Genomic DNA, 13425 nt, shown 5'->3' with positions numbered 1-13425 from the left:
GCTCCCGCCCCGGCTCCGGCTCCGGCTCCGGCTCCGGCCCCGGCTCCGGCTCCGGCTCCGGCCCCGGCCCCGGCTCCGGCTCCGGCTCCCGCCCCGGCCCCGGCTCCGGCTCCGGCTCCCGCCCCGGCCCCGGCCCCGGCCGGTCAGCTGCAGAACGATGTCGCCTTGACCGGACTGAACATCGCCAAGGGCCAGAACCTGCAGTTCACCATGGTCATCCCCAGCGGCGTTACCTATGCCGAGGTCTTGACCGTGAATGGCACGGGCAACGCCGATCTCTACGTCAAGTATGGTTCGGCGCCGACGCTGAAGAAGTTCGATTGCCGCTCGGCCCATACCGGAAACCATGAGCTGTGCACCTGGAGCAGTCCGAAGGCCGGCACGTACTACATCCTGGTGCGCGCCAGGGCCAAGGTCACCGGTCTGACCATCCGGGCGCAGTGGTTGCCGTGACAGTGGGCCGTCGCCGGCCAGGCTGACGTGCCCGAGGGGAGGCTCCGCGATGACCGGTTCGGCCGTCGCGGAGTCCCCGCCGCTGCCCGGAGGCGAAGCCATTCGGCCTGCGGCATCTGCCTTCGGTGGCGGGTCGACGGGCCCGTCGGCTCCGGCAGGGCCGGGGCGGGAGTCACTTCTTGAAGAGGCCCTCCATGCCCCTGTTTCGATCGAGCAAGGCCCGGCAATGCCGGGCCTTTTTTCGTTCAACGCTGCGTCGGCTGCGTGGGCGTCTGCTGGGGCGGCAGGCCTCGTCGCTGGAACTGCGACCCGGCCTTGCGTCGGCTGCGCGCGGATATCGCCCTGTACGGCGACCGCATGTGGGATATCTCCCCGGGCGGGCCGCAGGGTCGACCCGCTCCGGATCCTCCTTTCGTGCCGTCGTCGGCACCGCGCCGGAGAGGTGGTGGCTGCCCACATCCATGGCATGCCCCGGTCGCTGATCGCCCCGTGCCTGCGGTCTTCCGCCCCGCTTCGGCCATCGGACGTGCATGCTAGGTTTCCCGGGTGGCTCGGCATCTGGCCCGGCGCCACCAAGCCTACGGCGATTCCGAATCCTTCGAGACCAGGCGACACTCCATGCACACTGATCTGCCCTCCGGCGTCGATCCGAACGGCCTGCGCGAGTACTCGGTAGTGTTCACCGACCGCGCGCTCAACCACATGTCGCAGCGCTTCCAGCAGGTGATGCGCGATCTGTCGGCGCATCTGAAGACGGTCTACCGCGCGCATGCCGTGGCGCTGGTGCCCGGGGGTGGCACGGCGGGGATGGAAGCCGTGGCGCGGCAGTTCGCGCAGGGCAGGGACGTGCTGGTGATCCGCAACGGGTGGTTCAGCTACCGCTGGAGCCAGATCCTCGAGGTCGGCGGGATGGCTGCGCGGGCAACGGTGCTCAAGGCCCGTCCGATGCATGCCGTGCACCAGTCACCGTTTGCGCCGCCGCCGATCGACGAGGTGGTCGCCGCCATCGCCGAACACACGCCGGATGTGGTGTTCGCGCCACACGTGGAAACGTCGTGCGGCATGCTGCTGCCGGACGACTACCTGCAGCGTGTGGCGGCGGCCGTCCATGCGCATGGTGGCCTGTTCGTGCTCGACTGCATTGCCAGCGGCGCGCTGTGGGTCGACATGCAGCAGGTCGGCGTGGACGTGCTGATCTCCGCGCCGCAGAAGACCTGGAGCTCGACCCCGTGCGCCGCGATGGTGATGCTGTCGGCGCAGGCCGAAGCGTGGCTGGGCGCCACGCAGAGTTCCAGCTTCACGCTGGACCTGGCCAAGTGGCGCGGCATCATGGCCGCCTACGAGAATGGTGGTTTCGCCTATCACGCCACGTTGCCCACCGACGCGCTGGCGCAGCTGCGCGATGCGATGGTCGAGACCATGGGCATGGGTTTGGAAAACGCGCGCGATGCGCAACGCGAGCTTGGCCGGAACGTGCGCGCCGTGCTGGCTCGTCGCGGATTCCCCAGCGTTGCGGCCGGGGGCTTCCAGGCGCCGGGCGTGGTGGTGAGCTACACCGACGATGACGCCATCCACAAGGGCGGCGCTTTTGCCGCCCAGGGTCTGCAGATCGCCGCCGGCACGCCACTGGCCTGCGACGAGCCGGCCGACTTCAAGACCTTCCGCATCGGCCTGTTCGGGCTGGACAAGCTCAAGGATGTGGATGGCACGGTGCAGCGGCTGGACGAGGCGCTGGCGCGCATCGTGGGGTGACGCCGTACCCGGCGGTTCCTGGAGGGGGTATGGGAAAGCCGACGTTCGCGGAGGGCATCGCCGCGAAGGCAGGGGTCTGCCCGGTTGACGCTGCCCCGGCCCGTCACCGCCTCAGTGGGCCCGGGTCCACGCCGCCACGTAGTCCACCAGCATCGGATGCCCCGGTTGCGTCGCCGGCGTCGGGGTCCGCAGGGGCGCGCTCAAGCGATCCGGAAACTCGCCTCCCATGGCCACGTCGAGAATCAGGAACATGCCGTCGGGTGCGCTCATGCGCTCCCATGTCTGCGCCGGGAGCTGGTCCTGGCGCAGGGTGTGATAGAGCTGTCCGTCGACGTACCAGCGCAGCACCTGAGGAGCGGCGCGGCGGTCCCATTCCACCGCGTAGGTGTGGAACGCCGCCTGGCAGCGGGTGTCGGGGCAGGGTGCATCGGCCGACAGGCCATGCTTCTCGGTGCACGGTCCGCCCGGCGACACGCCGCAGTGCAGGGTGCCCCATGTGCGGTTCAGGCCGTTGACGTTTTCCATGATGTCGACTTCGCCAACCGCCGGCCAATCCAGGCGCTGCCGGAACGTGTGTCCGAGCATCCAGAACGCCGGCCAGTAGCCGATTGCCGCCGGCCCCTGCACATCGGGCATGCGGATGCGCGCCTCGACCCTCAACACGCCGCCCGGCGGCGCATGGAAGTCGGCCTGGTTCGTTTCGATCCTGGCGGACGTCCATTGTCCCTTCGCATCGCGCAGCGGCGTGATACGCAGATGTCCGTTGCCGTCGAGGCTGACGTTCGCCGTGCTGGCGGTGTTGGCCTCGACTTCGTGGGTGCCCCAGTGGCTGTCCTCCGCGCCGGGATATCCATGCCCCAGATCGAAGCGCCAGCGATGCGACGAGGGCAGCTGGCCGGACGGCCCGCTGAAGTCGTCGGCAAACTGCAGCGTCCAGCCCTGCCGCTGCGGCACCTCGGCACGCACCGGCAGGATGGGCACGAGCAGCAGCGCGAAGGCGAGCCATGGCAGGCGGCTCCCGATAAGGCGATGTCGCAGACGCGCTTGCCTGGCTCTGGTCAGTGTACGCATTGGATGCTCCGTCGATGGGCGGGTGTCGATGCCATGGATGTCCTGGCCGTCCGCTGGACGGCCTTGCCCATGCACGATGGATCGGGGGTGTGTTGTCGATGTCTAGCCACGGCTCGCCAGACAGGATTGCGCCGCGCCGTGCGGTGCGGCGTCCGCCGGCCATTCGGCCTTCGGCAGCGTGACGGCGCCTTCGCCCTGGAAGTCGGTCGCCGAGTGCCCCAGCTGCAGCACGTAGCGGCCGGCCGGTCGCAGCCAGCGTTGGTGGGCTTCGTCGAAGCGGGTCAGCAGGCGCGGATCGGCCACCACGTGAAGGTGCGCAGACTGCCCCGGCGCCAGGTCCACCCGGCACCATCCCGCCAGCCGCCGCACCTCACCGCTGCCGGGCAGGGTCGCGTACAGCTGGGGGACGTCCACGCCACGCCGTGCGCCGCGGTTGCTCACCGTGAACGACGCTTCCACGCGGCCATGCGCGGTGTGCACGGTGAAGTCGCTGTAGGCGAAATGCGTGTAGCCCAGGCCGTAGCCGAACGGGAACAGCGGCGCGATGCCCTTGCGCTGGTACCAGCGGTAGCCGACATCGGCACCCTCGATGTCGTAGTTCACTCGCTGGTCCGGTTGCCCGTGTGGCGGCAGGCCGATGGCGGCCAGGCCGGCGCCCGGGATCTGCGGGCGTGGCAGCTGCGTCTCGTCGCGCGGCCAGCTCACCGGCAGGCGGCCCGCCGGAGCGACGTCGCCATACAGCAGCCGGGCGATGGCGTCGCCACCGGCGGCGCCGGGATACCACGCCTCCAGGACCGCACCGACCTGGTCCAGCCACGGCAGGGCGACCGGGCCGTTGTTCTCCAGCACCACCACGGTATGCGGGTTGGCCCGGGCGACGGCGGCCACCAGCGCATCCTGATTGCCGGGCAGGCGCATGGTCGGCGAATCGAAGCTCTCGGCGGCCCACTGCTCGACGAATACGACGGCCACGGCCGACTGCGCGGCCAGCCTGGCCGCTGTGGCGATGTCGCTGCCGTCGGCGTAGACGACCTTGCCATGCGCATGCCGCGCGATGGCCGCCAGCGGCGCGGATGGCTGGTAGATGCGCGGGCCGGGCCACGCCGACGGCGGCAGGCCGGGTACCGCATTGCCCTCGGGCGACTGCACCGCGGAGGAGCCGCCGCCGGTGAGCACGCCCTTGTCGGCGTGACCGCCGATCACCGCGACCGACTGCGACGCCGCCAGCGGCAGCAGCGCGCCGTGGTTGCGCAGCAGCACCGCGCCGGCTTCCTCGGCCTGCCGGGCCACCTTGCGGTCGGCGGCGAAGTGGATGGGGGCGGGCCTGGCCGGATGGTCGATCACACCATCGGCGAACAGGCTGCGCAGGATGCGTCGCGCCATGTCGTCGATGCGCGACTGCGGCACCTGGCCGGAGGCGACCGCGGCACGCAGCGGTCGGTCGAAGTAAACCTGATTGTCGAAGGTCTCGCCGGCCGATTCCTGGTCCAGTCCGGCCAGGGCAGCCTTGGCCGCGCTGTGCACCGCACCCCAGTCCGACATGACGAAGCCCGGGTAGTGCCAGTCGTGCTTGAGCACCGTGTTGAGCAGCCAGTCGTCTTCGCAGGTGTAGACCGTGTTGAGGCGGTTGTAGGAGCACATCACGGAACCGGGGTGTCCGGTGTCGATGGCGATCTCGAAGGCCAGCAGATCCGACTCGCGTGCCGCACTGCGGCTGATGTCCGCGCTGAGGGTGTTGCGCGCGGTTTCCAGGTCGTTGAGCGCGTAGTGCTTGACGGTGGAAACGAGATGCTCGCTCTGGATGCCGGCGATGGCGTTGCCGACGATCAGGCCGGTCAGCAGCGGATCCTCGCCGGCGTATTCGAAGTTGCGGCCGTTGCGCGGGTCGCGCACCAGGTCCGCGCCACCGGCGAGCATGATGTTGAAGCCGCGGCGGTGCGCCTCGCGGGCGATCATCGCGCCGCCGGCGTAGGCCAGCGCGGGGTCGAAACTGGCGGCGGTGGCCAGCCCCGACGGCAGCGCGGTCGCCCCCGAACTGAGCGGCTTGGCCACGCCAAGCCCGGCATCGCTCTCCTGCAGTGCCGGCAGTCCCAGACGCGTCAGCGCGGGCTGGTAACCGGCGGAGCCCAGTGCGCCGGCGGGCATCGGATGGCCGTTGTTCGTGTCACCGAACTCGGTGCGGATCAGCTGAAATTTTTCGTCCTGGGTCATCGCCTTCAACGCGAGCGCCGCCCGCTGGTCCGGTGTCAGCCGGGTATCCAGCCATGGCTGCTGCGGATTGACCGGGGCGTCGGCAGCGCATGCACTCGCGCAGAGCAGCAGCGCCGTGCCGATGAACGTGGCGAGGTGGGTCTTGGTGAGGTTCATGATCGGCTCGCTTGGAGGGGCGGTGGGGTGCGGACATGGGCGGCGCGGAGAACGCCTTGCGGCGGCTTCCCCGGCGGGCCCATGGCCTCGAAGGTGGCGCTCACGAAGCGCCCGTGTAGGGGTTGCGGTTGAAGGCGGCGAGCACCGCCCACGCGGTGGCCGCCAGGCAGGGTTGGTGGCGGTACCAGGAATACACGGCGCGGATGCGCGGCTCGCGCGAGGCGTAGAGAAAGCCGCCCGGAGAAACCTGCCGCGCGATCGAGCCGAACAGCGGATCGGCCCGGGTGGCGGCTCCTGCCTGTCGATAGACGAGCGCCGCCTGGGCGGTGCCTTCGGTCCACATGCCATCGCGCGCGTCGGTGAAGGCGAAGCCGCCGCGGACGGCGTTGGCCTGCTCGACCCAGTGGATGGCCCGCCGCCAGGGCTTCGGGGCTTGCGGCAGCAGCTGGGCCCACAGCTGCACGTCCAGTGCGGAGGGTGTGTGCAGGGGCGTGACGCCATCGGCGGTGGTGCCCATCCAGAAATGTCCGCTGGCTGCATCCCATTGCGCCTCCACGAAGTGGCGGGCGCGTGCGGCCTGGGCGTGCCAGTCTCCGCCCGGTGCATCGATGCGGGCGAGCCAGTCGAACAGGGCGGCGAGGTCGATGTTGTGTTCGGTCGATTTCCACAGCGCCGGCCGCGGATGCAGCAGATAGGATTCGATCCCGCCGTTGAATCCGCCCGCGCCGCGCTGATCCGATGCATGGGCGACGACCCACTGGGCCAGGCGTACCGCCGCATCGCGCCAGCGCACCTCGCCACTGGCGTCGTACAGCGCAAGCAGGGCCAGCGCCGTCCACGCGACGTTGCCGCATGAACTGCCGTCCTGGTAGGCGCCGGAATACTGTTCCGCGGCCTGGACCCAGCGTCCCCTTCGCGCGTCCCACCACCCGTTGGGCAGGGGCTGCCCACCACGCACCGCGCCTGCCAGATAGGCATCCCGCAGGCGCGTGTCGTGCGTCGCCGCCATCCGCAGGGCTTCGCCGATGCGCATGGCCTGCCGGGGCTTGTCGCACGAGAGCAACGCGATAACCGCGAGCGCGTTGTCATAGGTGAATGCCGCGGCATGCAGCGGCTGGATGACCGGCGCACCCCGGCCAGCGGGGGCGTCGTAACTGCGCAGCAGCAACGGGCCGCTGCCCGCGGTCGCATCGACGCGCGCCGCCATGGCCGCGCAGCCCAGGCTGGCGACGTGGCCGGCCGATGTCGGCGGCTGCGTCTCCGCGTGGGCCCGACCCGCCGGCAGCACCATGGAGGCGAGCATCGTGCACAGGGCGGCCGCGGTCAGCGACCGACGTGTTCTGCCGCCCGGTCTGGCCGCGCCGCTTTTCATCATGGGAAGGTTGCCTCGGGTCGATGCGGGAGGGCGACCGGTCGTGGGCAGGGCGGGTGGCCGCAGGGGATGCGTCTTGCTTCCTGGGCGGCAACGCGCGGGCAGTTGCCACGGCTGGAATCCGTTGCCTCGTCGTGGCCCGTTCCGGACCACGACGAGGGGCGTTCGAACCGCCGTCAGAGAGCCATCGTCAAGGTGAGGTCGTAACGGGTGTCGAAGCGGAAGTAGCCCTTGGGTACCTGCAGGCCTTCGGTGTTGACGATTTCCCGGGTCTTGAAGGTCGAGTTGAGGATGTTGGCCGCTTGCAGCGAAACCTTCAGGTGCTTGTTGAACGCATAGCTCACCGAGGCGTCGACCTGTCCCTGGCCCGTGGCCATCACCGGCAGGAACGGATAATCCGCCTCGGTGGCGCTGATCAGGAAGGCCGAACGCCAGTTCCACACCACCTTGGCGTTGAATGGGCCCTTGCCGTAGTACAGACCCAGGTTGACGCTGTCGCGGGACAATTCCTGCGGCGGGAGCTTGGTCTGGTTGACGCACTGCGTCGCGGCGGCGTAGCCGTAGGCGCAGTAGTTGACCGAGCCGTAATGCATCCCGATCGGTTTGATGTAGGTGTAGTTGGCGTTGGCGCCCAGGCCGGACAGCCAGCCGGGCAGGAACGAGAAGGTCTGCTGGTACGCCAGCTCCACGCCGTGGACGCTGGCCTTCTTGTTGAGGTTGACCAGGCCCGCGGTGTAGATCTCCGGATAGGTCACGCCGTTGTTGGTGACCGCCACGTTGACCACGCTGGTGTCGTACTGGATGGTGTTGTTGAGCTTCTTCCAGAACAGCGTCGCGGACAGCTGGCCGACGTTGGCGAAGTACCACTCGGTGGTGAAGTCGAAGTTCTGCGAGGTGATGGGCTTGAGGTAGGGGTTGGTGCCGGTCTGGATGTTGCCGACGGTCGGCACGGTCAAGCCGTTGGACGGGGTATACGGCAACAGTCCCGATACCCCCTGGCCGGCCGCCAGCGACTGCAGGCTTGGACGGTAGATGGCCTTGGAGTAGGCGAAGCGCGAGATCAGGTCGTTGGTCCAGCCAATCGCCAGATTGAAGCTCGGCAACACGTTGTTGTACGAGTTCGGCGCCTTGATCGGCGTGAAGGCGCCGTTGGCGAACGTGGCGTACTGCTGCTGCTCGGCCGGGGTCAGCGCGCAGAAGGTCCCGGGTGCGGCGGTTCCGCCGGAGGTCTGGATGGCGCAGTACTGCGCGACGGTGGCGCCGTTCTGTGCCAGTGCCTGGTTCGGGACGATCAGGTAGCCGGTGGCATCGTTCTGCGTGTGGATGAAACGCACGCCCACGTTGCCGCTGATCTGCAGGTTGCTGAGGAAGCTGGTGTTGTCGTTGCCGAAGTTCAGCTGCACATAGGCGGCGCGGGTCTTGGTGGAGTTGGAGGAAATCTCCTGCGGCAGGTACTTGGTGCCGGGAACGAGGCCGCTGCGCTGGTCATTGGTGTAGTAGGGACTGCCCAGCGATCCGGGCGGAGCCGAGGCCAGCCACTGGGCGTTGATGCCCCGCATGATGGCGACGGCCTGCGCGAACTGCAGCGCGGGGTTCACGTTGACGTAGGGGGCGGTCACGCCGTAGTTGGTGTTGAACCCGGGCAGGTCGATGCTGACCGGTGTGGTCACCCCCGGCGTCTGCGCACCGGTGATGACTGGCGAATATCCGCCCCAGACGTAGGGCGAACTGATGTTCTGGTAGTTGAAGTTGGAGTTCTGCAGCGTTTCGCCCTGCTTGTCGTAGCGCACGCCGAACTGGATCGTGTCGATGAAATCGGCGTTGACATCGAACACGCCATCGAGGCGAAGGGCGTGCTGGTCGCCCCAGGAATGGCGGTACGCATCCTGCGCGGCGGCATAGTAGAAATTCGCCGGATCGGCGAAATACTCCGCGGTGGTCTGCGCCGGGTTCGGCGACAGCACGTTGATGCTGGGCACGCTGTTGCCATGGGTGGTGATCGCCCAGTTGGCGTTGGTGAGCTGCCGGATGTAGTAGTACAGATAGCTGTACTTCGCGGTGGTGTACTGCGCGCCGCCGCTCAGGTGAAAACTGTCGGTGGGATCCCAGGTCACCTTGAGGCTGACGTCGTTGGTGTTGTAGCGGGTGCGATAGCCGGTGGTGTCCAGCTGGGTCTGCATGCCGCCGTAGCTGGTCGGCGTGAAGCTGGTGCCCGACGGTGCGGTGGTGATGACGCCGGAGGTCAGGACGCCGTCGGCGTTGTACGTCGGCGTGGTGCCGGGCAGCGGGATCGCACAGGTCGTGTAGCCGCCGAACGCGCAGGCATCCGTCGAGGCCTGCAGCGTGTGCTCGTAGGTGGTCTCGTTGTCGGAGACGCCGATCCATTGCAGCGTGGCCCCAAGCTTCTTGTCCGGGCTTTGCCACTGCAGTGCCAGGTCATGGCCGAAACGCTCCGAGGTCTGGTCCTGCAGGCGCAGGTCACCGCCCACCGGGACGTACGCGGTCTGGCCCGCGGTCAGTCCGGGAAAGGCGTCCACCACGCCGTTGGGCAGGGTGCAGCCGTTGCAGCGTTGCTGGTAGTCGACCACGGAGATCGCATTGTCCTGCTGGGCGATCCGTCCGTACGCCGCGGCACCCAGGAAGCCGAAGCGTCCCCATTGCGTGTCGACGTTGTGACTGAACAGCGCCGACATGTGCGGCGTGCTCTTCCTGGCCAGCGTGCCCCAGTCCATGCCGAAGCTCGCCGACGCAGTGGTCGGCTTGTCGCTGTCGAACGGCTTGCGCGTGTTCATGTCGATGGTGCCGGAGATGCCGCCGTCGATCATGCTGGCCGTCTGGTTCTTGCTGACCACGACCGAGCCGATCAGCTCCGGTGCCACGGTGGAGAAGTTCAGGCCCTGGCCACCGCCGGCGGAAAACACCGAGCCGCCGTTGATCAGGGTGCTGGTGTAGGGCAGGCCCTGCAGGCTGATGTCGGTGCCCTGGATCGAGAAGTGGTCGGGGTCGGCCTGGACGCCGAACGAGCTGACCGTCACGCCCGGCAGGCGCTTCAGCGCCTCGGTGACGGAGGTGTCCGGCAGCGAGCTCACGTCCTGCGCCGAAATGACGTCGACCACCGTGTCGGCGTACTTCTTGATCTGCTGCGACCGGCTCAGGCTCGCGGCATAGCCGTTCACGGTCATCGCCGTCAGCGTCACCGCTTTTTTCTTGTCGGTCCTGGTGGCGCTCTTGTCCTTGGCGGGCGGGTTGGCCTGGGCGGTCTGGTCCCCGGTCGCCTGCGCCGGCGGCGTGGCCTGCGCATGCAGCGGGCCGGCGGCCAGGATGGTCAGGGCGATCGCCAGGGGCAGTCGGCGCTGCTGGGGGGCGATGGACACATGCCGATACGTGGACTGCTTTTTCACCGCTGATCTCCTCGCGTATTTCGTGATTGCCTGATCGATGCCGCCATGCCGCGTGCTTCTCCGGCAGGTCGTGTTGCGAATCGTGGGCGGTGGTTCTCCTGCCGCCCTTTCCCCGTGGCCGGAAGCGCCGGGCCGGCCTGCGATACACCGGCACGGGCGCATGCATCCGGTGCCGACACGCGCCTCTCGTTCGCGGTGCGGGCGTGGTGCAGGTGCTGGGTCGACATCTTTTCCCCCGGTGCCCGCGTGTTGTGCCGGGCCCCCCGATTGCGACGCAAGCTAGCCACTTGTACAAGCGCTGTCAACAAAAATACCAGCGCTGGTATTTTTGGAGTGGACGGCCAAAATGACCGGCGGCTTCGCACGTTTTCCCGAGCGTGATGATGCGCTGCAGCGACAAGGTCGGGCCGCGTGGCATCCGTTGCGATTCGGATAGTCCGCCGCGATGTGCGGCGACAGGTGTCGAGCGTCCCGAAGTCATGCAAGAATGCCAGCGCTGGTATTTTCAGGGTGCGCGGCTGATGTCCCTCGTGGCGGCCGGTCACGGTCGTCACCGGCATGGTGCGTTGCAATACGGAAAGGATGGAAAGCTCAGGTCATGGCCGCAAGAATCGAAGACGTCGCCGCGGACGCAGGGGTATCCGTCAAGACGGTGTCGCGCGTGCTGAACGGGTACACCAATGTGCGGGTCAAGCTCAGGGAGCGCATCGAGAAGTCGATCCGCGACCTGAACTACGTGCCCAACGCATCGGCGCGCAGCCTGGCGGGCAGGCGCTCGTTCCTGGTGGCGCTGCTCTACGACAACCCGACGGCGGTGTCGAGCTACATCATGGATGTGATCGTCGGCGTGCTGGAGGCCTGCAAGGAAACGCCGTACAACGCCGTGCTGCACCCCTTCGATGCGGCCGACGACCTGGCGGCGCGAATCGACGGCTTCGTGGCGCACCACCGGCCGGACGCGCTGGTGCTGGTGCCGCCGCACGCGAACAACGCCAAGCTTCTGCAGCGGCTGGACGAGCTGGACATACGCTATGCGACGATCTCGTCGCGCCTGCGCGAGTCGGGCATCGACATCGGATTCGACGAGCGCAAGGCGGCCGAGGACATCGTCGAGCACCTGCTGTCGCTGGGGCACCGGCGCATCGGCCACGTGACCGGCCTGAAGGGCCACGGCGCGCGGGCGTGGCGTCGCACCGGCTATCGCGACGCCTTGCGCAAGGCCGGTGTGGCCTATGACGCATCGCTGGTGGTCGAGGGCGATTTCACTTTCGAGTCGGGGGTGGCCGCCGCCAGGGTGTTGCTCGATCTGGATAACCCGCCCACGGCCATATTCGCGGCGAACGACGATATGGCGTGCGGCGTGATGCGCGAAGCGTACGAGCGGGGACTCGTCGTTCCCGACGACATCTCGGTATGCGGCTTCGACGGCACGCCGGTGTCGCAACTGATCTCGCCCGGGCTGACCACGGTGCGCCAGCCCTGCCGGGAGATGGGATGCGCGGCAGTGCAGAGCGTATTGCAGGCGATTCGGGATCCCTCCCTGCGCCACCAGGAGCGTCTGCCTTACCAGCTGAAGATTCGCGGGTCATCGGCAGCACCCGGAACGTCGTAGGATTCGCTCAGGCCGTGTACCCGGCATGCCCCTGGCGGGGCGTGGGGTGCAGGGGGCGAATGGACGATGGACGACGACAAGGCCGAGGTAGCGGTGGCGGAGATGCCGCAGGCAGGCGCGGGTGGTTACGCGTGGGTATGTGCCCGCCCGGTCAGCCGGTGGTTCATGGTGGTCTACGGCCTTGCATACACCGGCATGTGGATGGCGTTGCTGTCGCCCCTCCTGGTCGGGCTGGCGATGCGCGTGCAGGTCATCGACCCGGCGCACGCGGACAACAGTCTTTCGCTGGTCGTTGGCGTGGGGGCGTTGGCGGCGTTGTTCGGCAACCCGTTCTTTGGCCGCCTCTCCGATCGCACGGTGTCGCGTTTTGGAGCACGCCGGCCCTGGCTGGTCGGGGGCGCGCTGGCGGGAGTGGCCGGTCTGGCCCTGGTCGCGCAGGCCGACTCGGTGCCGGCACTGCTGCTGGGCTGGTGTGTCACCCAGTTGGCGTACAACGCGCAGCTCGCCGCGCTGGCTGCCATCCTGTCCGATCAGGTTCCGCCGGCGCAACGCGGTACGGTATCCGGCATCGTCAGCATCAGCCTGCCGGTGGGCATGGCCGTCGGCACTTTCCTGGTGCAGGCCTTCGCCACCTCGACCTATGCCATCTTCCTGCTGCCGGGCGCCATTGCATTGGTTTCTGCGCTGGCTCTGGCTGCGGTCCTGCGCGGCGATCGATCGGCTGCGACACTTGCGGCGCCATACGGCTGGCGGGAATTCGCAGGCAGCTTCTGGATCGATCCGCGGCGCTTTCCCGATTTTTCATGGACGTGGTGCAGCCGCTTCCTCCAGTTTGCCGGGGTGGCGCTGCTGCTGACCTACCAGGAGTTGTACCTGATCCACCAGTTGCACTGCCCGCCTCATGAGGCGCCGCACCGGATTTTCCTGTCCACGCTGCTGCAGTCGATCATGCTCGCGGCCTTCGGCGTGCTGGGCGGCCGGCTGTCCGATGCAGTGGGCCGCCGCAAGGCATTCGTATCCGGCGCGGCGCTGCTGTATGCGCTGGCCCTGCTGCTGATCGCACTCACCCGCTCGTTCGACTGGTTCCTCGTCGGGATGGCGGTGACCGGCATCGCGCAGGGGGCCTACCTGGCGGTCGACCTGGCGCTGCTGACCGACGTGCTGCCCGAGCGCGAGACCCACGCAGCGCGGAACCTTGGCATCTTCAACATCGCCAGCGTGCTGCCGCAGCTGCTGATGCCGGCGATGGCGCCGGGTATCCTGGCGATGACCGGCGACAGCTACGCGGTGCTGTTCGGGCTCGCGGCGATCCTGGTCGCCGCCGGGGCCTGGACCATCCAGCGGGTGCAGGGCGTGCGCTGAGTCGGTGGCAGCGCCGGTCCGGTCGGGGGCTCGTC

8 protein-coding genes are annotated in these 13425 nt (G+C 68.3%); 4 read left to right on the top strand and 4 right to left on the bottom strand.

What is annotated here, in order from left to right; translation table 11 throughout:
- Positions 1-165: 165 nt before the first annotated feature.
- Entirely contained in the window at positions 166-453 is a 288-nt protein-coding gene (locus C693_RS23945; protein WP_017460295.1) for a PPC domain-containing protein, read from the top strand.
- 618 nt (positions 454-1071) lie between these two features.
- Positions 1072-2205 (top strand): aminotransferase class V-fold PLP-dependent enzyme, encoded by a 1134-nt coding sequence (locus C693_RS0100560; RefSeq protein ID WP_017460294.1) that lies wholly within the window; start codon positions 1072-1074, stop codon positions 2203-2205.
- Positions 2206-2316: 111 nt separating this feature from the next.
- Here the strand turns inward: C693_RS0100560 and C693_RS0100555 are convergent, their stop codons facing one another.
- From C693_RS0100555 to C693_RS0100540, 4 genes are all read right to left on the bottom strand, one after another.
- Positions 2317-3276 carry a glycoside hydrolase family 16 protein gene (locus tag C693_RS0100555; RefSeq protein ID WP_017460293.1) on the bottom strand — a complete coding sequence of 320 codons (960 nt, stop codon included), beginning with the start codon at positions 3274-3276 and terminating at the stop codon, positions 2317-2319.
- 102 nt (positions 3277-3378) lie between these two features.
- Complete coding sequence (locus tag C693_RS0100550; protein ID WP_017460292.1) at positions 3379-5643, bottom strand: beta-glucosidase family protein; 2265 nt, start codon at positions 5641-5643, stop codon at positions 3379-3381.
- 100 nt (positions 5644-5743) lie between these two features.
- Complete coding sequence (locus C693_RS20730) at positions 5744-7015, bottom strand: hypothetical protein (protein WP_198506810.1); 1272 nt, start codon at positions 7013-7015, stop codon at positions 5744-5746.
- Positions 7016-7191: 176 nt separating this feature from the next.
- Positions 7192-10416, bottom strand: a complete 3225-nt coding sequence (locus C693_RS0100540) for a TonB-dependent receptor (protein WP_017460290.1) — start codon at positions 10414-10416, stop codon at positions 7192-7194.
- Positions 10417-11014: 598 nt separating this feature from the next.
- Here C693_RS0100540 and C693_RS0100535 point away from each other — a divergent pair.
- Entirely contained in the window at positions 11015-12028 is a 1014-nt protein-coding gene (locus tag C693_RS0100535) for a LacI family DNA-binding transcriptional regulator (protein WP_017460289.1), read from the top strand.
- 66 nt (positions 12029-12094) lie between these two features.
- Positions 12095-13390, top strand: coding sequence for an MFS transporter (locus tag C693_RS0100530; protein WP_017460288.1), 1296 nt, complete (start codon positions 12095-12097; stop codon positions 13388-13390).
- Positions 13391-13425 lie beyond the last annotated feature (35 nt).

The organism is Dyella ginsengisoli LA-4, assembly GCF_000334915.1.
Lineage (GTDB): Bacteria > Pseudomonadota > Gammaproteobacteria > Xanthomonadales > Rhodanobacteraceae > Dyella_A > Dyella_A ginsengisoli_A.
Note: the sequence above shows the minus strand (reverse complement) of the source record. Positions and strands in the feature narration are given on the sequence as shown.

Bases quoted from the DNA above. Each gene is read 5' to 3' on its own strand.
- C693_RS0100560 (WP_017460294.1), top strand. From the start codon at position 1,072: ATGCACACTGATCTGCCCTCCGGCGTCGATCCGAACGGCCTGCGCGAG.
- C693_RS0100555 (WP_017460293.1), bottom strand. From the start codon at position 3,276: ATGCGTACACTGACCAGAGCCAGGCAAGCGCGTCTGCGACATCGCCTT.
- C693_RS0100550 (WP_017460292.1), bottom strand. From the start codon at position 5,643: ATGAACCTCACCAAGACCCACCTCGCCACGTTCATCGGCACGGCGCTG.
- C693_RS20730 (WP_198506810.1), bottom strand. From the start codon at position 7,015: ATGAAAAGCGGCGCGGCCAGACCGGGCGGCAGAACACGTCGGTCGCTG.
- C693_RS0100535 (WP_017460289.1), top strand. From the start codon at position 11,015: ATGGCCGCAAGAATCGAAGACGTCGCCGCGGACGCAGGGGTATCCGTC.
- C693_RS0100530 (WP_017460288.1), top strand. From the start codon at position 12,095: ATGGACGACGACAAGGCCGAGGTAGCGGTGGCGGAGATGCCGCAGGCA.